At 50.6% G+C, this 23,084-nt stretch carries 20 protein-coding genes; 8 read left to right on the plus strand and 12 right to left on the minus strand.

Annotated features, from left to right (window positions below):
* Positions 1-53 precede the first annotated feature (53 nt).
* Positions 54-869, minus strand: coding sequence for a helix-turn-helix domain-containing protein (locus tag OGY13_RS22950; RefSeq protein ID WP_003827350.1), 816 nt, complete (start codon positions 867-869; stop codon positions 54-56).
* A 252-nt stretch (positions 870-1,121) separates the two neighbouring features.
* On the opposite strand from OGY13_RS22950, the gene OGY13_RS22955 reads away from it, so the two are divergent.
* The gene (locus OGY13_RS22955) at positions 1,122-2,522 is read left to right on the plus strand and encodes an MFS transporter (RefSeq protein ID WP_008786444.1); all 1,401 of its coding nucleotides are present in this window, start codon (positions 1,122-1,124) and stop codon (positions 2,520-2,522) included.
* Positions 2,523-2,532: 10 nt separating this feature from the next.
* Positions 2,533-4,488 (plus strand): glycoside hydrolase family 127 protein, encoded by a 1,956-nt coding sequence (locus OGY13_RS22960; RefSeq protein ID WP_213752463.1) that lies wholly within the window; start codon positions 2,533-2,535, stop codon positions 4,486-4,488.
* A gap of 87 nt (positions 4,489-4,575) precedes the next feature.
* Here OGY13_RS22960 and OGY13_RS22965 read toward each other — a convergent pair whose 3' ends face one another.
* Entirely contained in the window at positions 4,576-5,316 is a 741-nt protein-coding gene (locus OGY13_RS22965) for a MipA/OmpV family protein (protein WP_286637883.1), read from the minus strand.
* Between the two features lie 121 nt (positions 5,317-5,437).
* Between OGY13_RS22965 and OGY13_RS22970 the strand changes: the two genes are divergently transcribed.
* A complete protein-coding gene (locus OGY13_RS22970; protein ID WP_213753141.1) occupies positions 5,438-6,388 on the plus strand; it encodes a LysR family transcriptional regulator in 951 nt (316 codons plus the stop codon).
* 15 nt (positions 6,389-6,403) lie between these two features.
* Here the strand turns inward: OGY13_RS22970 and OGY13_RS22975 are convergent, their stop codons facing one another.
* The 9 genes from OGY13_RS22975 to OGY13_RS23015 all read right to left on the minus strand — a co-directional run bounded on the left by OGY13_RS22975 (position 6,404) and on the right by OGY13_RS23015 (position 16,629).
* Complete coding sequence (locus tag OGY13_RS22975) at positions 6,404-7,540, minus strand: HlyD family secretion protein (RefSeq protein WP_003827345.1); 1,137 nt, start codon at positions 7,538-7,540, stop codon at positions 6,404-6,406.
* 5 nt (positions 7,541-7,545) lie between these two features.
* Positions 7,546-7,869, minus strand: a complete 324-nt coding sequence (locus tag OGY13_RS22980) for a DUF3302 domain-containing protein (protein ID WP_003024200.1) — start codon at positions 7,867-7,869, stop codon at positions 7,546-7,548.
* Between the two features lie 250 nt (positions 7,870-8,119).
* Entirely contained in the window at positions 8,120-9,658 is a 1,539-nt protein-coding gene (gene aldB / locus OGY13_RS22985) for an aldehyde dehydrogenase AldB (RefSeq protein WP_008786449.1), read from the minus strand.
* Between the two features lie 92 nt (positions 9,659-9,750).
* Positions 9,751-10,902: an L-threonine dehydrogenase gene (gene yiaY, locus OGY13_RS22990; RefSeq protein ID WP_057066864.1), complete on the minus strand. Its 1,152-nt coding sequence runs from the start codon at positions 10,900-10,902 to the stop codon at positions 9,751-9,753.
* A gap of 188 nt (positions 10,903-11,090) precedes the next feature.
* Positions 11,091-12,935, minus strand: coding sequence for a selenocysteine-specific translation elongation factor (selB, locus tag OGY13_RS22995; RefSeq protein WP_286593906.1), 1,845 nt, complete (start codon positions 12,933-12,935; stop codon positions 11,091-11,093).
* A complete protein-coding gene (selA, locus tag OGY13_RS23000; protein ID WP_213752137.1) occupies positions 12,932-14,323 on the minus strand; it encodes an L-seryl-tRNA(Sec) selenium transferase in 1,392 nt (463 codons plus the stop codon). Before selA ends, selB begins: the two co-directional genes overlap by 4 nt.
* Positions 14,324-14,421: 98 nt before the next feature.
* Positions 14,422-15,030 (minus strand): glutathione S-transferase, encoded by a 609-nt coding sequence (locus OGY13_RS23005; protein ID WP_008786453.1) that lies wholly within the window; start codon positions 15,028-15,030, stop codon positions 14,422-14,424.
* A 97-nt stretch (positions 15,031-15,127) separates the two neighbouring features.
* Complete coding sequence (locus OGY13_RS23010; protein WP_003827339.1) at positions 15,128-16,264, minus strand: HlyD family secretion protein; 1,137 nt, start codon at positions 16,262-16,264, stop codon at positions 15,128-15,130.
* 2 nt (positions 16,265-16,266) lie between these two features.
* A complete protein-coding gene (locus OGY13_RS23015) occupies positions 16,267-16,629 on the minus strand; it encodes a DUF3302 domain-containing protein (protein WP_003827338.1) in 363 nt (120 codons plus the stop codon).
* Between the two features lie 531 nt (positions 16,630-17,160).
* Here OGY13_RS23015 and mtlA point away from each other — a divergent pair.
* From mtlA to mtlR, 3 genes are all read left to right on the plus strand, one after another.
* The gene (gene mtlA, locus OGY13_RS23020; RefSeq protein ID WP_003827337.1) at positions 17,161-19,077 is read left to right on the plus strand and encodes a PTS mannitol transporter subunit IICBA; all 1,917 of its coding nucleotides are present in this window, start codon (positions 17,161-17,163) and stop codon (positions 19,075-19,077) included.
* A 230-nt stretch (positions 19,078-19,307) separates the two neighbouring features.
* The gene (mtlD, locus tag OGY13_RS23025) at positions 19,308-20,456 is read left to right on the plus strand and encodes a mannitol-1-phosphate 5-dehydrogenase (protein ID WP_128611262.1); all 1,149 of its coding nucleotides are present in this window, start codon (positions 19,308-19,310) and stop codon (positions 20,454-20,456) included.
* A complete protein-coding gene (gene mtlR, locus OGY13_RS23030) occupies positions 20,456-21,043 on the plus strand; it encodes a mannitol operon repressor MtlR (protein WP_003024179.1) in 588 nt (195 codons plus the stop codon). The genes mtlD and mtlR overlap by 1 nt, the downstream gene beginning before the upstream one ends.
* 12 nt (positions 21,044-21,055) lie before the next feature.
* On the opposite strand, the gene OGY13_RS23035 is transcribed toward mtlR, so the two are convergent.
* Entirely contained in the window at positions 21,056-21,262 is a 207-nt protein-coding gene (locus OGY13_RS23035) for a hypothetical protein (RefSeq protein ID WP_032945348.1), read from the minus strand.
* Positions 21,263-21,554: 292 nt separating this feature from the next.
* Between OGY13_RS23035 and OGY13_RS23040 the strand changes: the two genes are divergently transcribed.
* Both OGY13_RS23040 and OGY13_RS23045 read left to right on the plus strand, forming a co-directional pair.
* The gene (locus tag OGY13_RS23040) at positions 21,555-21,917 is read left to right on the plus strand and encodes a YibL family ribosome-associated protein (RefSeq protein ID WP_071446115.1); all 363 of its coding nucleotides are present in this window, start codon (positions 21,555-21,557) and stop codon (positions 21,915-21,917) included.
* 488 nt (positions 21,918-22,405) lie between these two features.
* Positions 22,406-23,047 carry a SadB/YajI family lipoprotein gene (locus OGY13_RS23045; protein WP_213752138.1) on the plus strand — a complete coding sequence of 214 codons (642 nt, stop codon included), beginning with the start codon at positions 22,406-22,408 and terminating at the stop codon, positions 23,045-23,047.
* Positions 23,048-23,084: the final 37 nt, after the last annotated feature.

Here is a 23,084-nt window from a genome sequence, read left to right on the forward strand (position 1 = left end):
TGGTCTGTCATTTTGTAGGCCGGGTAAGCATAGCGCCACCCGGCGATCCTCATTTACGCCGAATTAATATGCTCTTTGCAGTAGCGCCTTTTCCACGCCGCAGGCGTCAGGCTGGTATGCTTACGAAAGATTTTACGAAAGTAACCCACATCATTAAATCCACATTTAATCGCCACTTCGGTAAGCGACAGCGAGTCACTGATCAACAGCTTTTCTGCCGCCCTTACCCGCTGGCGATGCAATGCTTCAGTTAGCGTCAGCCGGAAAGCGCTCCGGAATACACGCCCCAGATAATCCGCATTGCAATGCAGCTCTTTCGCCAGAGTTGAGGCACTAATCGGCAGGTGGAACTGGGTGTGGATTATTTGTTGCGCTTTCCATGCCAGCGCATTACCGGGGCTATCTGCGGGTTGCTCGCTAGCCGCCGCGGAGATTTGCTGCAAAATCAGCAGTAGGATCAGTTCCAGCGCAACGCTGCGATGAATATTTTCCTGCTCGCGTAAGAACTGGCGAAACAGCGAAATAATATATTGTGGCTCGCTAACCCGGGCATGCTGAGGAATCGCAAGCAACGGTTCTGTAAGTGAAGCATCGTTTTCTGCTGTCACCTCAAAGTGTAGCCAGTAAAATTTTAAATCAGCCGGAAACTGTCCCACACCAATATGCGAACGCTGCGGCCATAACAGCAAACTTTCTCCAGCATTCACGCAAAAAACGGTCTGACCTTCGCGAATCGTTAATGTCCCTTTTTCGACAAAGATGATTTCCCAGGATTGCAATTGCCGCGCCGGATGGCTTCCCACACCTCGGGAAATAAATAGCCCACCATTTTGCACTTTAATCGGAAGAGACATGGATAATTCGAGCATATATATTCAAATTCCCGCTTTTTGCATTATTTAAACTGCTCTTTATTATTGATTATTCACGATAAACTTGCTTTTCGCTGGATCGAAATCACATTTTTATAATGAAGTCGGAATTGTCATCTTTTTATACTTTTCTCTTCCCTTGTTGACCCAAACATTTCGTGCAGAATAAATAACGTACTTTGCAAATTACAAACAAATAACCCGCAACGTAGCGGGATACTTTCTGAACATCCTCTCCGGGAGTTATTTATGACTTCGGCTCCGATTACGACATCTGATTTGGCACAGCGTGCCCAGGACGACAAATTATCCCTGCGTGAAAAAATAGGTTATGGGTTAGGCGATGCTGGCGGGACGGTAATTACCTGTCTGATCATGAACTTCCTGACATTTTTCTACACCGATGTCTTCGGGTTAACGCCCGCGCTGGTCGGCACATTGTTTATTGCCCTGCGTGTATTTGATGCCATTTCCGATCCGATAATGGGCATACTTGCCGACCGCACGCAAAGCCGCTGGGGGCGTTTTCGCCCATGGCAGCTGTGGGTGGCAATTCCCATTGGCATCATTGGCGTACTCACGTTTACCGTCCCTGACGCCAGCATGAGCGTAAAAATCGCCTGGGCATTCGGCACCTATCTACTGCTTTCTGTCGGCTATACCGCCATCAACGTACCGTATTGTGCGCTGATCAACACCATGACGACCCGCCATAACGAGGTGATCGCCTGTCAGTCCTGGCGCTTTGTGCTGTGCGGCGTGGCGGGATTCCTTGTCTCCGTTGGTCTGCCGTGGATGGTGGATATTCTGGGTCAGGGCAATGCCGCGCAGGGTTATCAGTTCGGCGTGGGCATCCTGTGCGCCATCGCTGTGGTGATGTTCCTGTGCTGCTTCTTCTGGGTTCGCGAGCGTGTACCGCTGGCGATGATGGGGAAATTTACCCTGCGTGAACACATTGGTGGGCTACGCAAAAATGACCAGTTGCTGCTGATGCTGGTGATGTCTTTCCTGCTGATTAACGTCTTCAATATTCGTGGCGGCGGGTACATGTATTTCATTACCTACGTGCTGGAAGGCAGTACCGCTTACACGTCGCTGTTTTTCACCATGGTGACCTTTGCGTCCATCATCGGTTCAGTGGTTGTCAGCCCGCTGACCCGCCGTATAGATACCGTCAAACTCTATTACTACACCAACCTGGTGCTGGCAGCCCTGGCAGTGATGATGTGGTTCCTGCCGACCGGTCCGGCTTATCAAACATTATGGCTGGCGGTTATTCTCGGCAACGGCATTATTCTGGGCTTTACGCTGCCTCTGCACTTCTCGCTGATGGCCTTTGCCGACGATTACGGCGAGTGGAAAACCGGCGTGCGTTCTTCCGGCATGAATTTCGCCTTCAACCTGTTTTTCATCAAGCTGGCCTGGGCCTCAAGCGCGGGGATCATCAGCCTGTTATTTATTTTTGTCGCCTATCAGCCAGGCGCTGGTAACCAAACCGCCAGTTCGCTGCAAGGAATTACCGCGATGGAGACGCTGCTTCCCGCGCTGTTCCACCTGCTGTTGGCGCTGTCTATCCGCATCTGCAAACTCAATAATCCGATGATGTCGCGCATTGCCACCGATCTGCGTCAGCGTCATGTACAGCCTTAAGGAGCACGAAATGAACGTACTGGAAGTCGACCTGCATAAGCTCACCGTCAGCGATCCGTTCCTCGGACAATACCAACAGTTGGTCCGTGATGTAGTGATCCCCTACCAGTGGGATGCGCTGAATGACCGCATTGCAGAGGCGGAACCAAGTCATGCAATAGAGAACTTTCGTATCGCCGCAGGACTGCAGGATGGCGAATTTTACGGCATGGTTTTTCAGGATAGCGACGTAGCGAAATGGCTGGAGGCAGTCGCCTGGTCCCTGTGCCAGAAACCTGATGCGGAACTTGAGAAAACCGCAGATGAGGTCATCGAGTTGGTGGCCGCTGCGCAGTGTGAAGACGGCTATCTCAATACATACTTTACAGTGAAAGCCCCGGATGAACGCTGGACTAACCTCGCCGAGTGTCATGAGTTGTACTGTGCAGGTCATTTGATCGAAGCAGGCGTCGCGTTCTTTCAGGCGACGGGAAAACGTCGTCTTTTAGATGTAGTGTGCCGTCTGGCAGACCACATCGATAACGTTTTCGGGCTTGGTGATAATCAACTGCGCGGCTATCCGGGACACCCGGAAATTGAGCTGGCGTTAATGCGCTTATACGAAGTGACCCAGCAACCACGCTATATGGCGCTGGTAAATTACTTTGTGGAACAGCGCGGCACGCAACCCCATTTCTATGACGAAGAGTACGAAAAACGCGGCCAAACCTCTTACTGGCATACTTACGGCCCGGCATGGATGGTGAAGGATAAACCCTATAGCCAGGCTCATCAGCCCATTTCAGAACAGCAAACGGCGATCGGTCATGCAGTACGTTTTGTTTATCTGATGACCGGCGTGGCGCATCTGGCACGCTTGAGTCAGGACGAAGGCAAGCGTCAGGATTGCCTGCGTCTGTGGAAAAACATGGCCCAGCGTCAGTTGTACATTACCGGCGGGATCGGTTCACAAAGCAGCGGCGAGGCGTTTAGCAGCGATTACGATCTGCCTAACGACTCCGTGTATGCGGAAAGCTGCGCCTCAATCGGTCTAATGATGTTCGCCCGCAGAATGCTGGAGATGGAGGCAGACAGCCAGTATGCCGACGTGATGGAGCGCGCCCTGTATAACACCGTATTGGGCGGGATGGCGCTCGATGGCAAGCACTTCTTCTATGTGAACCCGCTGGAAGTGCATCCTAAATCATTAAAATTCAATCATATTTATGACCACGTGAAACCCGTTCGTCAGCGCTGGTTTGGCTGCGCCTGTTGCCCGCCGAATATCGCCCGCGTACTCACCTCTATTGGTCATTACATCTACACACCACGTCAGGACGCGCTGTATATCAATATGTACGTGGGCAATAGCATGGAAGTCCCCGTGGCGGATGGCTCGCTCAAGCTGCGCATTAGCGGGGATTATCCATGGCATGAGCAGGTGAAAATCGCCATCGAATCACCGCAGTCGATATATCACACCCTGGCCCTGCGCCTGCCAGACTGGTGCACCGCACCGCAGGTTTTGCTGAATGGTCAGCCAGTTGAGCAGGATATTCGCAAAGGCTATTTGCACATCAGCCGAACCTGGCAGGAAGGCGATACGCTCAGTCTGACCCTGCCAATGCCGGTGCGTCGGGTATACGGAAATCCATTAGTGCGTCATGTCGCCGGTAAGGTCGCCATTCAGCGTGGACCGCTGGTGTATTGCCTGGAGCAGGCCGACAACGGTGAGGAATTGCATAACCTGTGGTTGCCAAAAGAGAGTGATTTCAGAGTATTCGAGGGTAAGGGATTGTTCAGCCATAAAATGTTAATTCAGGCTGAAGGCGTGAAGCAAAGTACTGCCGATGCAGCACAACAATCGTTGTGGCACTACGATGTTTCCCCAGCTTCGCGCCAGGCGCATACGTTGACGTTTATTCCGTGGTTTAGCTGGGCGAACCGTGGTGAAGGCGAAATGCGTATCTGGATAAACGAGCAGTAATAATTAGGCGGATGGCGGCGGTTAGCCCCCATCCGTCAATGTCTCATGAAAAGATTGCCCTCCTCCCTGAGGACAAACGGGTGAGAATCAGAAACGCCAGGTCAGACCGGACATAAAGGTGAAGCTGTCATCACGATCAACCATCGGGCTATTTTTAATGTCATCCGGCAGTGCGCTATAGTTGGCGCTTGCCAGCAGCGTCAGGTTAGCGGTTAATGCGTATTTAGCGGACAGGCCAACATACGGTGTCCAGCTATCGCCTGGGGAATAGCTTGATAAACCACTACGACGGGACTCATTACCCGAAATGCCGTAGTAGTATTCATTGAATTTTTCGTCATAGTAGAGCACGCCAATTGATGGCGTCAGCGTCAGCTTGCCCATCGGCATTGGACGGAACAGTGAAACTTCCCCTACCCAGCCATTACTGTTGTCCAGCACATCCGCAGCAGCGGAGACTTTCACGCTACCCCATCTTTCATGGTGATACCACGCGGCACCCGCCATTGCAGTTGCGTCACGCTTATCCAGCGTTTTCATCGCGTGATCGTCATTGTCGCCGGGATCAAACTCAAGCGGCATATAAGAGGCAGTAATACTAAATTCATTACTTTCACTCTTAGACAAAATATAACCTAGCGTTGTTTGCCTAAAATAAAATGATTCACTTTCATAACTGACAAGCGGTACTGCGTGAACATTATCATTATACCCGCGATAAGGTGATTCATTATATACAGCGCCAGCGCCAATAGAAAATTCTGCGGCAGTTGCACTCGCCATAAAAGAAAAGGCGAGCAGCACCTCAATATTGTGTTTAATTAACATGCCAACATTCCATTTTAAAATAAGCTACAAAGCGGGTGCATAATAATGCTTACAATTTCATCGGTGCAAGGTTCATATTTATATAGTAATATATATAAAATTATATATATTGGGCTTGGCGATGAATAAATTACAACTTAAACACCGGGAACTGAAGATTATTTCGGTAATTGCTGCCAGTGAAAATATCAGCCATGCCGCTACTGTTCTCGGCATTGCTCAGGCCAACGTAAGTAAGTATCTTGCTGATTTTGAATCAAAAGTGGGGCTAAAGGTATTTGACCGCACCACCCGACAACTGACCCTCACGCCGTTTGGTATTGCGTTACTTCCTTACATCAATGACATGTTAGACAGAAATGAGCAGTTAAATAATTTCATTGCTGATTATAAGCACGAGAAACGTGGCAAAGTAACGGTATATGCACCAACCGGAATTATTGCTTACTTATCGCAACATGTTATTGCAAAAATAATGAATATTGGCGATATCAGTCTGGTGCTAAAAACCTATAACCTGGATCGCAAAGCATTTTATGAAGGCGTCGACTTTCCTGACGATTGTGATATTTTACTTTCCTATGCTCATCCTAAAGATGAATCACTGGTCGCCAGTTTCATCACTAAATATGCGGTTATTGCTTTTGCCAGTCGGGAATATCTCACCAAGAAACCTATTAGTAGTCCTGATGAATTAGTCAACCATTCCTGCATTCTAATTGATTCTATGATGATTGATGATGCCAACATTTGGCGATTCAATTCTGCTGAAGACAAAAAGATGCGCGACTATCGTGTGACGGGAAATTACATCTGCGACAATACACAATCCGCACTGGCGCTGGCACGTAATCATTTGGGGATTGTTTTTGCGCCAAATGAAAGTGTGCAAAGAGATTGTCGTTCCGAGATGCTGGTCCCGTGTTTCTCGGAGCAACATGAATGGTGGCTGGATTTAGTGGCGATTTTCCGCAAGCGTGAATACCAGCCCTGGCGAGTGCAGTATATTCTCGATGCAATGCTCGCGGAGATACGTCAGCAGCTTGCTCAGGCGATACGACAGCCTGAGTAAGCGAAATAGCCTGCGCTAGTGGTCGAGGTACAGGTAATGCACCCAACTGGTCATCCGCAGCAACACCTTGCGCATGACCGACACATGTTCGAAGTGGTCAGAGTAAACGGCGACCTGGGCGTAGATCCCATCAGGTAATGCGTTCACATCCGCATTATCGTTCAGCTCAATCGTGGCGATTACCCCTTCCGAACCAGGCGTAGAGTTTAAAGATTGCAGTGCCCCGTTCGACTGGTATGTACCACCCGGTACTGCCGGACTAATAGCTGCCAGTTTACCGCTAAACACCTTACCCGGCAGGGCATTAAACACCACTTCCGCTTCATCGCCTGGCTCCAGTCGCAACAACGAGTTTTGACGGAACTGGGCGATAATTTGTCGTTTCTGATCCGGGATGAATACCATGACCGGGCGCATCGGCAGCGCGGCGGCATAGGTTCCTGGGCGCATCAGCACCTGAGTGACGTAACCATCGCTGGGCGCGCGAACCACGGTCTGGTCCAGGTTGAACTCTGCTTCCGCTAGCTGTGCTTTCAGGCTGGCAATTTGCGAATTCTCACCTAGTACCAGGCTGTCCAACTGGCTCTGAATTTGCTGTTGTTCTGCAACGGAGGATTTCACCGAGGCTTCCTGCGCCAGGTAGTTTTGGCGCGCCGCGTCGATATCGCGTTCAGAAAAAGGATTCACCTTCGCCTGACTCCCCTGCGCATAGCGCTGGTAATCTTTTGCCAGTTTGTCACGCGTGGCCTTTGCCCGCTGCGTGTTGGCTTTCATTTCGTCTAACTGCGCAACCAGAGCCTGCTCTTTATGCTGTGCGGTGACAATATCAGCCTTCAGGCGATCGACCCGCGCCTGATAACGCCCTGGATTAAGCTTAAACAGAACCTCGCCTTTTTTGATTAGCGTATTCTTCTTATCCGTCACTTCTGTCACTACACCCGTTACCTGCGGCACCACGGGAATAGAAATTACCGCTTTTTGTGCCTTAAATGTATACGGATGGTTATAATTCATCAGTAATATAAGTCCGCAAACAATGAATATACCGCCTAATGCCGCGGTAGGAACTGTCCATTTATTTACAGGAATTTTAAAAATTTTAAATATTGACCATGCACACGCCACATAGGTCAGAACAATCAGTAAATCCATCGATATTACTCCGCCGGAGAGGTCTTGGCCTCACCCAGTTTCTTTTCCAGATCCGCAACCCTTGCCTGAAGCTGGATCAGGGAAGAATCCGCGCTCTGCATGCCCCACCCGCGTTCCGGGCGATAAAGCGTTGCCCAGATCCATAAAAAGGGCCAAATAACATGTAAGGTAAACAAACTAACCCAACCCGCAACATGTATTGCGTCGGCATGAGGATGGTTACGTTTCTTTGCAATTAGATAGGGAATATCATGCAGAATAATAATCCCGTAAAAAATGACCAGGAATACAAAAATAAGCACTCCTAATGCAAAATAATTAAGGAACATATTTGCCTCAGGGATTTAAATTAAGGAATTCGGATGCAATTTGATTTAAACAATAGAGTTGATAATAGTATTGGAATGACCAGATTGGATGCAATTATCTTATTTATATAACGATATATGGGTTTCTATATACCCGTCGTCTTTCGAGCTGCTTCTTTGTTGGCTGCGTTCGTTCACCCCAGCCACTTACCTGAGGACATAACTTGATGCCCGGTACGCTAAACGCAACCGGGCAGTAGGTGACGTGAAATTAAAACAGCCCCAGTGGTTTATCAGAGTAGCTCACTAACAGGCATTTGGTTTGCTGATAATGCTCAAGCATCATCTTATGCGTCTCGCGCCCGATACCCGACTGCTTGTAGCCGCCGAACGCCGCATGCGCCGGGTAAGCATGGTAACAGTTGGTCCAAACTCGCCCCGCCTGAATCCCACGCCCCATTTTGTAAGCCAGATTTCCGTTTCGACTCCAGACACCAGCGCCAAGCCCATATTGGGTGTCATTAGCGATTTCCAGCGCTTCCTCCATAGTTTTGAAGGTCGTGACGGCCAGCACCGGTCCGAAGATCTCCTCCTGGAAAACCCGCATGTTGTTCTTACCAAACAGAATAGTCGGTTCGAGGTAGTACCCCTCTTTTAACTCGCCATCCAGCTGCTTGCGCCGCCCGCCGGTGAGAACATCTGCCCCTTCTTTTTTACCAATGTCGATGTAATTCAGAATGGTTTCCAGTTGACCATGCGACACCTGCGCACCCATTTGCGTCACGCTGTCTAACGGGTTGCCGCTACGGATACTTTCCACCCGACGTATGGCTCTTTCCATAAAACGTTCGTAAATGGATTCTTGTACCAGCGCCCGACTCGGGCAGGTACATACTTCGCCCTGGTTGAAGGCAAACAATGCAAAACCTTCCAGCGCTTTGTCAAAGAACGCATCTTCTTCATCCATCACGTCCGCGAAGAAGATATTGGGGGATTTCCCGCCCAGCTCCAGCGTGACAGGGATAATGTTCTGCGTGGCGTACTGCATGATCTGCTGCCCAACTTCCGTTGAGCCGGTAAACGCCACTTTTGCAATGCGTTTTGACGTCGCCAGATACTCACCGATTTCCCCTCCCGCGCCGTTTACCACGTTCACCACGCCAGGCGGGAGCAGATCGCCGACAACTTCCATCAGCAACAACACGGACAGCGGCGTCAGACGCGCAGGTTTAAGCACGACACAGTTACCGGCAGCCAGGGCGGGCGCCATCTTCCAACTGGCCATCAACAGCGGGAAGTTCCACGGGATAATTTGCCCCACCACGCCAAGAGGTTCATGGAAGTGATACGCCACGGTATCGCTATCAACTTCGCTTATTCCCCCTTCCTGTGCACGAATACAGGACGCGAAATAGCGGAAATGGTCAATCGCCAGCGGCACATCTGCCGCGCTGGTTTCACGGATGGGTTTACCGTTATCCCAGGTTTCAGCCGTCGCCAGCAGCTCCAGATTTTGCTCCATACGATCGGCAATTTTGAACAAAATCGCCGCCCTGTCCTGCACGGAAGTCTGCGCCCATTTGTCTTTTGCTTTGTGCGCGGCATCCAGTGCCAAATCGATGTCCTTTTTGCCGGAAGAGGCCACTTCGCACAGTAATTGCCCGGTTACCGGCGTCAGGTTTTGGTAATACTCACCGTCCACCGGTGCGATCCAGTCACCGCCGATAAAGTTATCGTATCGGGCTTTTAACTTCAGAGGGTAACCATACTCGCCGGGATAAATACGCGTTGAAGGGGGGTTATTGGTCATGACCGTCTCCTTGCTGTAGGGGTACTACAAGGGTAGACGGGACTGGCGAATTATTCGCCAGCCTTTTACTGCTTTACGACAAGTATCACGAATTACATGGCAGCACGATAAATCGCCATGATTTCTTCATGTGTCGCCTGAATCGGGTTAGTGAAACCACAGGCGTCTTTCAGGGCATTAGTCGCCAGAACGGCAAAATCTTCTTCTTTCACGTTCAGCTCACGCAGCCCAGCCGGAATATTCACTTTCTGCGCCAGTTCACGGATCGCCGCGATGCAGGCTTCTGCCCCTTGCTCTTCGCTCAGACCTGCAACGTTCACACCCATTGCCGAGGCGCAATCGCGCAGGCGGGCGGCAGCAACTTTGCTATTAAATACCTGTACATGCGGCAGCAGTACGGCATTACATACTCCGTGTGGCAGATCGTAGAAGCCACCCAACTGGTGCGCCATCGCATGCACGTATCCCAGAGAGGCATTGTTAAAGGCCATGCCTGCGAGGAACTGCGCATAGGCCATGGCTTCGCGCGCCTGAGCATTGCTGCCCTCTTCCACGGCGACCGGCAGGTTTTCCGCAATCATGGTGACGGCTTTAAGCGCGCACGCATCGGTAATGGGGGTCGCAGCAATAGAAACATAGGCTTCGATAGCGTGAGTCAGCGCATCCATACCGGTAGCCGCCGTCAGAGACTTCGGCATACCGACCATCAGCGAGGAGTCATTGACGGACAGCAGCGGTGTAACATGCTTATCCACAATCGCCATTTTAATGTGGCGTACTTCATCAGTGATGATGCAGAAGCGGGTCATTTCAGATGCCGTACCCGCCGTGGTGTTGATGGCGATCATCGGCAGTTGCGGTTTTGCAGAGCGGTCTACGCCTTCGTAGTCACGAATATCGCCACCGTTAGCCGCCACCAGCGCAATGCCCTTCGCACAATCGTGAGGAGAGCCGCCGCCGAGAGAAATAACGCTATCACAGTCATTTTCTTTCAGCATTTTCAGGCCAGCGGCAACGTTACTGGTCGTGGGGTTAGGATGCGTACCATCGTAAATTACGCTGGAAATATCATGTTCCTGTAGCGCTTTTTGAATATCGCCAGCCATACCTAATTTCGTCAGCATGGCATCCGTAACAATCAGCGTACGGCGAAAACCATATTCCGCCATTGTATTCATTGCGTCTTTTAATGCGTCAGCGCCGATTACATTCACGGAAGGAATAAAAAATGTTGAAGCAGCCATTGTACGATCCTTAATTACTCTAAAGAGGTAGGAAGCATACGAGTGAAATTTCCAACAAAATATGATCGTGGTTGTTATTTTAATAACACTTACAATTAAAAAGCACATTAGGTTCATAATCTAATGTGCTTATTTCAATCAACATCTATTTTGTATTAATTCATTTAATCCATGAATTAATTGTTTCATTATTTTTCAGGGAACAGCAATGCATCGCGTAATAAATGATCATTTCCCCGACGGCGAGTAAAACCAATGCGGTCAAAATATTCCAGAATTTGGATAGCCAATTTGCGCCCAACGTTAAGCCTGTCGCGAAAATCGGCGGCACATGTCGATCCCCTTTCCTGATCCAGTTCGCGGATCATATTGGCAAAGGCCACAATCCGATCGTTACGGTAATAACGATCTTTCACGATCGCGGTAATGATGCCTTGCTGTGCCGCTTGTCGTAACGCCACACGCATCATCTGTTCATCCGTTCCCGTCTGTTTTGCCAAATCGCGCACCCACCACGGCTCATCGCCAAAAAGTGGTTCTACCTTTTGCCAGATTGCCAACTGCTCATCGCTGAAACCCGCCTTATGTTCCGGCAAATGCAACCAGCCATGATGGCTATGAATAGCGCCACTCTCGCGCATCTTTTCAATTAACAGCAATACCAGCGCTTCGTCTTCCATCGGCAAAGCCATACGGCGCAGGCGCTCGCGCCCGGGCCCTGGTTCATCACGGTGCTGCTCATGGTAGGTCGCCAGCGTATCGAGAACTTTCCGCTGCCAGCGCGCGGCAACGGGGGCATTCAACAGGCTGTATCCCGCCTGAATAAATCCATGTTGCTCAATCAACGGACGCATACCATTGCCATTGAGCTGACGCGCCCAGGCAAAGTCAGGAATATTCACCGCCCCACGCGTCAGGTGCAGCGCCAGAGCGTCACCGTCAGTCTGCGCGTTTTCCAGCGCCGACAGCCACTGCAAATATTCCGGCTTACGCTTTCCGCGTCGCGGCGGATTAAGCGTCACAACACGTGCACCTGCCAGCGTTGTGCGGGCAGAAATATCACGCAGCACCAGACGGTCGTTATCAGCAAGCCAGAGTGGTGTATCAAACACCAGTTCAGCTAGTGTCCCTTCAAGCAGAGAGATGCGCCCGGTGACATGGCTGGCCGCGTGGTGAATATGCAACGGTTGCCACTGCATCAGCGGCACGGCATGTTCTAAAGAAACAATCACGCGGGTAAAAGCCTCTGGCGGCGCATCGGAAAGCAGCCAGTCGCCGCGGTTTAGTTCTTCTTTTTGCGCATCGCCGGCAATATTCAGCGCAATACGTTGTCCCGCTTGCGCGCGGTCGGTGGCCTGATTTTGTGCATGCAGGCTACGTACGCGCATCGGTTTGTTGACGCCCGTGAGCCACAGCGTGTCACCGACATTCACTTCACCGCTGAGCGCCGTCCCGGTTACCACCAGTCCTGCGCCTTTGACCGTAAAGGCGCGGTCAATCGCCAGGCGGAAGCTGTGATCGTGGGCATGCTCGCGCGACGTTAATTGCAACAAATGGTCACGCAGTTCCTCGATGCCACGGCCTTCGCTGGCCGCAGTGACGAAAAGCACCGACTCCGCGAAACCATAATTCCCCAGCGTGGCCTGAATCTCCGCACGCACCTCTTCAATTCTTGCTTCGTCTACGCGGTCGGCTTTCGTGAGTGCCACGGTGATCTGCGGATTGCCCGTCAGCTGCAGAATTTGCAAATGCTCACGGGTTTGCGCCATTACGCCATCATCACACGCCACCACCAGCAACGCGTGATCGATGCCGCCGACCCCCGCCAACATGTTGGACAGAAACTTTTCGTGTCCAGGAACGTCGATAAACCCCAGCACCCGCCCATCCGGCTGCGGCCAGTAGGCATAGCCGAGATCGATGGTCATGCCGCGCTTTTTTTCTTCCGGCAGACGGTCGGCATTCACACCGGTAATCGCCTGTAATAACGTTGTTTTTCCGTGGTCAACGTGTCCGGCGGTTGCAATAATCATTTCAGCATCATCTCCATAAACCGGGTCTCGTCTTCAAGGCAGCGCAGATCCAGCCATAAGCGGCCATCATAAATTCGCCCAATAACCGGCACGGGCAGCGTACGCCAACGGGCTGCCAACGCTTCAAGGCGGCTCCCGCGCCCGTCATGTGGGGTAAAGGTTAGCGCCGCGCTGGGCAGCCTATCAACAGGTAGTGAGCCGCTGCCAATCTGCGACAGGCAAGGCATCACATTCAGGGCGAACTCATCACCGTAATGCTCTGCAAGCTGTGCCTGTAATTGCTGTGCCTGCGCGTGGATCGCTTCTTGTGAGCGGATGAGCTGGCGCAATGTGGGCAACTTCTCCGCCAGTGCTTCCGGGTGCAGATAGAGCCGTAGCGTAGCTTCCAGCGCAGCCAGTGTCATTTTATCTGCCCGTAATGCGCGTTTCAGCGGATGGCTCTGCAAACGAGCGATCATCTCTTTTTTACCGACAATTATCCCAGCCTGCGGCCCGCCCAGCAGTTTATCGCCGGAGAAACTCACCAGACTGACGCCAGCGGCAATCAGTTGCTGCGGCATCGGCTCCTGCGGCAAACCATACTGGCTGAGATCGACCAGCGAACCACTGCCCAGATCCGCCACCACCGGTACATCCAGTTCCTGCCCAATTACGGCCAGCTCCGCCTCATCCACCGACTTTGTGAAGCCTTCAATGCTGTAATTACTGGTATGCACTTTCATCAGCAGACCGGTGTTTTCATTCACCGCCTGGCGGTAATCTTTCGCATGGGTCCGGTTGGTGGTCCCCACCTCACGCAAAATGCATCCGGCCTGACACATGACGTCCGGAATACGAAACGCGCCGCCAATTTCCACCAGCTCGCCGCGAGAAACAACCACCTCTTTGCCGTTCGCCGTGGCGGCCAGCATCAGTAGAACAGCTGCCGCATTGTTATTGACGATACAGGCATCTTCCGCCCCCGTCAGACGGCAGAGTAAATCCGCCAGGGCCCGATCCCGATGTCCCCGCCCGGCATCATCCAGACTATATTCCAGCGTCACCGGCGTGCGCATCGCCTGTACCACCGCTTCAATTGCTTCTTCGGCCTGCGACGCGCGCCCAAGGTTGGTATGCAGCACCGTTCCGGTCAGGTTAATCACCGGGCGTAGCGCGCTTTGCGATTCTCGTTCAAGCCGGGCGCTGGCTTCTTGCGCCCAGTCCTCACACCATTCCGGGAGCGCGTGCGTGTCGCGAATAGCTTCTCTGGCTTCATCGAGCATGTGACGCAGCAGGTCAACCACCCGGGTATGGCCGTGAGATTCACGTAAGGCTGGGAAGGCGCTATCGCGCAATAAACGATCGATAGCAGGAAGCTGGCTGTAGAGTGAACGCATGTCGGTTGTCATGAAAGGGCCTGGCTGTTGGTGGCCCTCTCCACCGTGGAGAGGGATATCGATATAGGCAGGATTGTACCGTGACTTTGCTCAGGCGGACATAATACGCATCAAGCCTTTGGCGGTTCTGTACGGGCAAAACTCTCGCGTTGAAAGAGCGTTTCCACCAGTTTGACCAGACGGGGGCGATCAACACACCAACCGGGCGCAACCCGACGGAAATTGAGATAACCGACGGCGCAGGCAATCGCAATGGTTGCCAGGTTAACCGTATCCGTTTTCAGCGTACCATCCGCCAGATAGCCTTCCAGCACATCCAGACTACGGGTGATCTTCTCACGCTGACGTAACAATTCAGTTTCTGACTGCTGCGCGGCAGGGCGAGCCTGTTCGCGCACCGAAACTAAACCGGCATCCATAATGCCGTCTGCCAACGCTTCCAACTGGCGTACCTTCAGCGCAGCCAGCGGATCACGCGGCAGCATGGCTGGTGCAATATCCAGTAGCTCTATATATTCCGCAATGATAGGAGAATCAAACCAATACTCGCCCGCATCGGTGACCAACGCGGGTACTTTACCTAACGGGTTATAGCGCGCCACGCCGCTATCCGCGTTATAGGGGAGTTCATTCACAAATTCGAAGGTGATGCCCTTTTCCAGTAACAGAATAGAAATTTTACGCACAAAAGGGCTGGTATAGCTGCCAATGAGTTTCATGCCGGGTCCTTTTTGCCAACAAAAAAGCGGTGCCCAACGATAGTGGGACACCGCTTAGTATGGCTCAGGTCACTGAAAATGGCAGGTGATGGCAGTCTCAATGATCCAAATAAAGGTAATGCATCCAACTGGTCATGCGCAGCAGTACTTTACGCATTACCGACACGTGGGCGAAATGGTCGGAATAGACTGCAACCTGAGCATAGATACCGTCCGGCAGCGCATCCACATCGGCATTCGGATCCAGCTCAATCGTGGCCAGCACGCCATCGGTACCCGGCACCACCGTTAAGGACTGTAATGCGCCCTGCGCCTGATAAGAACCGCCCGGAACGACCGGAAGAATACTGGTCAGCTTGCCGGTGAAAACCTGGCCAGGCAGCGCATTAAACACCACTTCCGCTTCATCGCCCGGTTTAAGGCGCAGCAGCGAGTTCTGGCGGAATTGCGCCACGATTTGCCGTTTTTGCTCAGGAATAAACACCATTACCGGACGCAAAGGTAATGCTGCTGCGTAAGTCCCCGGACGAATTAAAATCTGCGTGGCATAACCGTTGCTGGGGGCACGAACTACCGTCTGTTCAAGATTGTATTTAGCCTCGGCAAGCTGGGCACGTAGGGACGCAACCTGAGATTGCTCACCGTTGACCATACTGTCTAATTGGCTCTGAATCTGCGTCTGTTCTGCAACAGAGCCTTTGACCAGCGCATCCTGTGCCAGATAGTTTTGCCGGGCGTTATCGATATCGCTTTCAGAGAACGGATTAACCTTCGCCTGACTGCCTTTCAAATAGCGTTGATAATCTTTATACAGACGGTCACGTTCAGCAGATACACGGGTGGTATTGGCGACCGCTTCCGACAACTGTGCTTTCAGGTTGTCGATGTTGTGCGTAGCGGTAACCAGATCAGCCTGCAGCCTGTCGACACGCGCCTGATACCGTACCGGATCGAGCTTAAACAGCACATCGCCTTTTTTAATTAGCTGATTATTTTTATCCGTTACCTCACTAACAATTCCTGTGACTTGCGGAGTGACCGGAATTGAAATAACCGCTTTTTGCGCCGTAAAGGTATACGGGTGGTTATAGTTCATTAATAAAATCAATCCAGCAACAATGAACACCCCACCTAATGCAGCGGTAGCAAGCGTCCATTGGTTTACCGGAATACGGAATATTTTAAAGATGGCCCAGGCAAAGGCCACATAGGTCAGGACTATCAACAAATCCATGATTAAATCTCCGGAAAGGTGGAGTTATCGGTTTTTTTCTCCCCATCCAGTCTTTTTTCCAACTGGGTGATTCGCGCAGCCAGCGCGGCAATCTCAGGGTCTGACTCCTTTCCGGTCGGTGTGATGTGTGACTGCATTCCCCATCCCTTTTCAGGCTGGTAGAGCGTGGCCCAGATCCACAGGAACGGCCAAATAACATGAAGAGTGAACAAGCTCACCCATCCTGCAGTATGGATGGCATCGGCATGGGGATGGTTACGTTTTTTAGCCATGTTATAGGGAATATCGTGAATGGCGATGATTCCGTAAAACAGAACCAGAAAAACGAAGATCAGCACGCCCAACGCGAAATAATTTAGAAACATACCTGCCTCGAATTCACGCTAATTAGAGTTTTTTTATGCCGGCAGCCGTATGCACCCTGGCTGATGTTTTGAACATAACTGGAGTTAAGGGTTTTTGCCATACCACAAAATAAATATTTTTTCTGGTGAGAAGTTGCTTTGTTTTGCAATAAAAAATGTCGGGGGTAGAACCTGCCGCAGATCACATCTGATAAATTTCAGATGAAAATACTTTGCGATTCACATCACAAAAATCCAACAAACAAGGAAAGCAAAAATGTGAATCACTTCACATTTAATCCTCATTTTCAGCGAATTATTGCACTGCGATGTTTTTTTGTACCGGTATTTTGTGATGAAAATCACATTAACTAACGCCATACACCCTATATTTACGTGACGAATGTCACATAAAAGGCCGTCGACTGGACAGTTGAACGATTCAGTGCCAGATTTCGCAGTATCTACAGGGTCCGGCTACCTCCTGCCGCTACATTAACAAACCTCGGGCTTTCAGCCTGCGTGATAGCAAACATAAGAAGGGGTGTTTTTATGTCATCCGATATTAAGATCAAGGTGCAAAGCTTTGGTCGATTCCTCAGCAACATGGTGATGCCAAATATCGGCGCGTTTATCGCGTGGGGTATTATCACCGCATTATTCATTCCGACAGGGTGGTTGCCGAACGAAACGCTGGCGAAGCTGGTCGGCCCGATGATCACCTATCTGCTGCCGCTACTGATCGGTTATACCGGTGGTAAACTGGTTGGCGGCGAGCGTGGCGGCGTAGTTGGTGCAATCACCACCATGGGCGTTATCGTCGGTGCGGACATGCCAATGTTCCTCGGCGCGATGATTGCAGGTCCACTGGGCGGCTGGGCGATCAAACACTTCGACAACTGGGTAGACGGTAAGATCAAATCCGGTTTTGAGATGCTGGTGAATAACTTCTCCGCTGGCATCATCGGTATGATCCTCGCCATTCTGGCATTCCTTGGCATTGGTCCATTGGTTGAAGCACTGTCCAAAATTCTGGCGGCAGGCGTTAACTTCATGGTTGTCCATGACATGCTGCCGCTGGCATCGATTTTCGTTGAACCGGCGAAAATCCTGTTCCTCAACAACGCCATTAACCACGGTATTTTCTCACCGCTGGGTATTCAGCAGTCCCATGAGATGGGCAAATCCATCTTCTTCCTGATTGAAGCTAACCCAGGTCCGGGTATGGGTGTGCTGCTGGCGTACATGTTCTTCGGTCGCGGCAGCGCTAAGCAGTCTGCAGGCGGCGCGGCTATCATCCACTTCCTGGGTGGTATCCACGAAATTTACTTCCCGTACGTGCTGATGAACCCGCGCCTGATCCTGGCCGTTATTCTCGGCGGTATGACTGGCGTATTTACCCTGACTATCCTGAACGGCGGTCTGGTTTCTCCGGCGTCTCCGGGTTCTATCCTGGCCGTGCTGGCAATGACACCTAAGGGAGCTTACTTCGCTAACATCGCTGCTATCTGTGCGGCTATGGCAGTCTCCTTTGTGGTCTCAGCCATTCTGCTGAAAACCAGCAAAGTGAAAGAAGATGATGACATTGATGCCGCAACCCGTCGTATGCACGACATGAAAGCGGAATCCAAAGGCGCATCTCCGCTGGCGGCTGGCGATGTAACCAACGACCTGAGCCATGTGCGTAAAATCATCGTTGCCTGCGATGCCGGTATGGGTTCCAGCGCCATGGGTGCGGGCGTACTACGTAAGAAAGTGCAGGATGCAGGGCTGTCTCAGATTTCCGTCACTAACAGCGCGATTAACAATCTGCCGCCGGATGTGGATCTGGTCATTACCCACCGTGACCTGACCGAACGCGCGATGCGCCAGGTGCCTCAGGCACAGCACATTTCGCTGACCAACTTCCTCGACAGCGGTCTGTACTCCAACCTGACCGAACGTCTGGTCGCTGCGCAGCGCCACAACGTGAACGAGGAGAAAGTTCGCGACCACCTGAAAGACAGCTTTGAAGAGGGTGATACCCACCTGTTCAAACTGGGTGCGGAGAACATCTTCCTTGGCCGTAAAGCGGCTAACAAAGAAGAAGCGATTCGCTTTGCTGGTGAGCAACTGGTGAAAGGCGGTTACGTTGAGCCAGAATACGTCGAGGCGATGCTGGACCGCGAAAAACTGACCCCGACTTACCTGGGTGAGTCCATCGCAGTACCGCACGGTACGGTTGAAGCCAAAGACCGCGTGCTGAAAACCGGTGTGGTGTTCTGCCAGTACCCGGAAGGCGTTCGCTTCGGTGAAGAAGAAGACGATATTGCCCGTCTGGTTATTGGTATCGCAGCGCGTAACAACGAGCACATCCAGGTGATTACCAGCCTGACCAACGCTCTGGATGATGAATCCGTGATCGAACGTCTGGCCCATACCACCAGCGTGGATGAAGTTCTGGAACTGCTGGCAGGTAAAAAAGCTTAACAGTTAAGTATCCCCAAAATAGTTCGAGCTGCAGGAAGGCGGCAACGCAGTGAATCCCCAGGAGCGTACATAAGTACGTGACTGGGGTGAGCGAGGAGAGCCAACGCATCTGCAGTTCGAAATATGAAGGCGATATCCTCTCCCTTGTGGAGAGGGTTAGGTTGAGGGGAAATCAATGCAGTCCCTCACCCCAGCCCTCTTGGGTAAAAACATTAATGAAGGTTAATACTATGAAAGCATTACATTTTGGCGCAGGTAATATCGGTCGTGGCTTTATCGGCAAACTGCTGGCGGACGCGGGGATACAGCTGACGTTCGCGGATGTAAATCAGGTCGTGCTCGATGCCCTGAATGCCCGTCATAGCTATCAGGTTCATGTCGTGGGTGAAAATGAGCAGGTTGATACCGTCTCCGGCGTCAACGCTGTAAGCAGCATCGGCGATGATGTTGTTGAACTGATTGCCCACGTAGATTTAGTCACTACCGCCGTCGGTCCGATTGTACTTGAGCGTATCGCTCCAGCCATCGCCAAAGGACTGGTTAAACGCAAGGCGCAGGGCATCGCTACTCCGCTAAATATCATCGCTTGTGAAAACATGGTGCGCGGAACGACCCAGTTGAAAGGCCATGTAATGAACGCGTTAGCAGATGAAGATAAAGCCTGGGTTGAAGAACATGTTGGCTTTGTCGATTCTGCCGTGGACCGCATTGTTCCGCCTTCAGCTTCAGCAACCAACGATCCGCTGGAAGTTACCGTCGAAACCTTCAGTGAGTGGATTGTCGACAAAACACAGTTCAAAGGTGAACTGCCAAATATCCCAGGAATGGAATTAACTGATAACCTGATGGCATTTGTCGAACGTAAACTCTTCACGCTGAACACCGGGCATGCTATAACCGCGTACCTCGGAAAATTGACCGGTCATCAGACCATCCGTGACGCGATTCTCGACGAGAAAATCCGCGCAGTGGTAAAAGGTGCGATGGAAGAGAGCGGCGCGGTACTGATCAAACGCTATGGCTTTGATGCAGCAAAACATGCGGCATACATTCAGAAAATCCTCGGTCGTTTTGAAAACCCGTATCTGAAAGATGACGTTGAGCGCGTGGGTCGTCAGCCGCTGCGTAAGCTGAGCGCAGGCGACCGCCTGATTAAACCACTGCTGGGTACGCTGGAATATGGTTTGCCGCATGCGAATCTGGTTACCGGTATTGCGGCAGCGATGCACTATCGCAGCGAAGAAGATCCGCAGGCACAGGAACTGGCCGCGCTGATTGACGAAAAAGGCCCACAGGCCGCGCTGGCGCAAGTTTCCGGGCTGGATGCCAATAGTGATGTCGTGCTTGAGGCTGTTAACGCGTATAACGCAAAGAAATGATGCAGGACCTGGCGCAGGATATCCTGCGCCTGAATAATAGATTGTCAGATATGCAGGCAATAATGGAACAAACGCAGGCCTTTGAAAATCGTGTGCTTGAGCGTCTGAATGCTGGCAAAACCGTACGCAGCTTCCTCATCACCGCCGTAGAACTGCTCACCGAGGCGGTGAATATCCTTGTGCTTCAGGTATTTCGCAAAGACGACTATGCGGTGAAATACGCCGTAGAACCGCTGCTAGACGGCGATGGTCCGTTGGGCGATCTTTCCGTTCGTCTGAAGTTAATCTACGGCCTGGGCGTACTCAGTCGCCCGGAGTACGAAGATGCGGAGCTGCTGATGGCGCTGCGGGAGGAGCTGAATCACGACGGCAACGAATACGCATTCACCGACGACGAAATTCTTGGACCGTTTGGTGAACTTCACTGCGTGACGGCACTCCCGCCGCCACCCCAGTTTGATACCTCAGACTCTGGTTTGCATGCCATGCAGATCCAGCGTTACCAGCAGATGGTACGATCCACCATGGTCCTTTCCCTGACCGAGCTGATTTCTAAAATCAGCTTAAAAAAAGCCTTTCAAAAATAAGACGATGCTTGCTTATTTCTCTTCCTGCTGCGGTCGATACAGCTGCCGATAGTACGCCAGACGTTGCAGATACAGCTGCGCGTTTTCCTGCGGTATTTCTGAAGGGACAACGTTGCGCGGCGGTGTTTTATTCAAATATTCGCGAAAAGCCTGGCTTGAAGCCATAAAATCGACAGTTTTATCAATCAGGATTGAAACGTTCTCACCTATTTTCGCCATAATCTTCCCTCCTCCATGTATTAACCGCGCTCAGCCTGTGCGGTTGATCATTTAAGTTTAGGATCAGTTGGGTGTTTATATTGAGGAAAACGTGCTTCACCACGAACACGCCAATAAAAAGCACCACGGTCGATCTTATCGCTTAAAATTCCTTGTTAATCAATGTAGTAACATTATCATTAGCTAATTAATACTTACGGTATTTGATTATTTATCTTCGAGCAGTTGTGAATAATCCCGCTCTGCGCGCATACTATAGGGCATTCATCCTATTTTTATCAGAAGCTATCCTATGAAAGAAGTCGAAAAAAACGAAATTAAACGCCTGAGCGATCGTCTGGACGCTATTCGCCACCAGCAGGCAGACCTGTCCCTGGTTGAAGCCGCCGACAAATACGCCGAGCTGGAAAAAGAGAAAGAAACTCTGGAAGCCGAGATCGCACGCCTGCGTGAAGTTCACGGCCAGAAACTGAGCAAAGAAGCGCAAAAGCTGACAAAACTTCCGTTCCGTCGGGCCATCACCAAAAAAGAGCAGGCTGACATGGGCAAACTGAAGAAAAGCGTGCGCGGCCTGATCGTCGTCCACCCGATGACCGAGCTTGGCCGTGAAATGGGCCTGAAAGAGATGACTGGCTTTGCGAAGAACGAGTTCTAAACACTCTCGTATCACAGGCTCTCAAGACACCCGTCGTACAGCGGGTGTCTTGAGAGCATCGGGCTATATTCCGAATTTTTCCCCATAAATATTTACACCGCTTATATACAAGTTCATTTTTAACGGCCCTCCCTGCTTTTCATGAAAATAAATTACTCCACCATGTCCATTTGTATTTATACAATGAATTTTTTCTTCCACTTTTCTCATGACCCGCAGAATATAATTGACCCACAAAATTAAATAACATTATCATCTATAAAACAATGCCCCATACATAAATATTATGATTATATTTTTATAAGGCATTGCTATGGGTAATTAATTAAAATTATCGAGCAATGGCTCAATCCTATAAAAGCAATGAATGTGTTCATTATAACCATGTATTAACGGGTTATTGACAATACTCGCAGGATGATGAGTTAGCTGTATAAATAATAGATTAACTATTAATACTACATTAGTAATTAATAAGGATATTTTATATGCACAAAAATGGAAAACTCATTCCCCTGATTGTTTTGGGATTCACATTCTTGTTATCTGGTTGTGATTACTTTGCAGATAAACACCTTGTCGAAGAACTAAAAAAACAGCAAAAAGAACAAGAAGCAAAGATAGACCTTTTAGAAAAACAACAAACTACGCTTATCCAGGCGACCCAAAAGGTCGCCGAAGTCGTTGGCCGCATTGAACGTAAACAACGACTATTCGACTACACAGAACTGGACCCATCACAAACGCACTATTTTATTATTAACAACGGCAATATTGGATTAGCCGGGCGTATTTTATCTATTGAGCCAATAGATGATGGAAGTGTTATTCATCTTGATTTGGTTAACTTACTCAGCGTTCCCGTATCAAACCTGGCGTTTAATATGACGTGGGGTACGAAAAAACCTTCCGAGGCAAAAGATCTACCTCGCTGGCGACAACTCCTGCTCAACACGCAAATGGATTCGACAATCGAACTCTTACCGGGAGCATGGACCAATGTCACGCTGACATTAAAAGGCGTATCGCCCAATAATCTTAAGTATCTAAAAATAGGCATTAACATGAAGAATGTTATTTTCGAAAGCACACAACCTATTAACGATACAAAAAAGAAGCCCAAAAAATAATAGCTATTGATACAACTATTTTAGAAAAGGAAAGCAC

This window comes from Citrobacter sp. Cpo045, assembly GCF_030332875.1.
Taxonomy (GTDB): Bacteria; Pseudomonadota; Gammaproteobacteria; order Enterobacterales; family Enterobacteriaceae; genus Citrobacter; species Citrobacter portucalensis.

Coding starts and splice junctions, on each gene's coding strand:
- OGY13_RS22975 (WP_003827345.1), bottom strand. CDS start 7,540: ATGGATTTACTGATTGTTCTGACCTATGTGGCGTGTGCATGGTCAATA.
- OGY13_RS23045 (WP_213752138.1), top strand. CDS start 22,406: ATGCACAAAAATGGAAAACTCATTCCCCTGATTGTTTTGGGATTCACA.
- OGY13_RS22960 (WP_213752463.1), top strand. CDS start 2,533: ATGAACGTACTGGAAGTCGACCTGCATAAGCTCACCGTCAGCGATCCG.
- OGY13_RS23040 (WP_071446115.1), top strand. CDS start 21,555: ATGAAAGAAGTCGAAAAAAACGAAATTAAACGCCTGAGCGATCGTCTG.
- selA (WP_213752137.1), bottom strand. CDS start 14,323: ATGACAACCGACATGCGTTCACTCTACAGCCAGCTTCCTGCTATCGAT.
- OGY13_RS22955 (WP_008786444.1), top strand. CDS start 1,122: ATGACTTCGGCTCCGATTACGACATCTGATTTGGCACAGCGTGCCCAG.
- selB (WP_286593906.1), bottom strand. CDS start 12,935: ATGATTATTGCAACCGCCGGACACGTTGACCACGGAAAAACAACGTTA.
- OGY13_RS22950 (WP_003827350.1), bottom strand. CDS start 869: ATGCTCGAATTATCCATGTCTCTTCCGATTAAAGTGCAAAATGGTGGG.
- OGY13_RS22980 (WP_003024200.1), bottom strand. CDS start 7,869: ATGTTCCTTAATTATTTTGCATTAGGAGTGCTTATTTTTGTATTCCTG.
- aldB (WP_008786449.1), bottom strand. CDS start 9,658: ATGACCAATAACCCCCCTTCAACGCGTATTTATCCCGGCGAGTATGGT.
- OGY13_RS23035 (WP_032945348.1), bottom strand. CDS start 21,262: ATGGCGAAAATAGGTGAGAACGTTTCAATCCTGATTGATAAAACTGTC.
- OGY13_RS23005 (WP_008786453.1), bottom strand. CDS start 15,030: ATGAAACTCATTGGCAGCTATACCAGCCCTTTTGTGCGTAAAATTTCT.
- mtlD (WP_128611262.1), top strand. CDS start 19,308: ATGAAAGCATTACATTTTGGCGCAGGTAATATCGGTCGTGGCTTTATC.
- OGY13_RS22970 (WP_213753141.1), top strand. CDS start 5,438: ATGAATAAATTACAACTTAAACACCGGGAACTGAAGATTATTTCGGTA.
- OGY13_RS23010 (WP_003827339.1), bottom strand. CDS start 16,264: ATGGATTTGTTGATAGTCCTGACCTATGTGGCCTTTGCCTGGGCCATC.
- mtlA (WP_003827337.1), top strand. CDS start 17,161: ATGTCATCCGATATTAAGATCAAGGTGCAAAGCTTTGGTCGATTCCTC.
- yiaY (WP_057066864.1), bottom strand. CDS start 10,902: ATGGCTGCTTCAACATTTTTTATTCCTTCCGTGAATGTAATCGGCGCT.
- OGY13_RS22965 (WP_286637883.1), bottom strand. CDS start 5,316: ATGTTAATTAAACACAATATTGAGGTGCTGCTCGCCTTTTCTTTTATG.
- mtlR (WP_003024179.1), top strand. CDS start 20,456: ATGCAGGACCTGGCGCAGGATATCCTGCGCCTGAATAATAGATTGTCA.
- OGY13_RS23015 (WP_003827338.1), bottom strand. CDS start 16,629: ATGTTTCTAAATTATTTCGCGTTGGGCGTGCTGATCTTCGTTTTTCTG.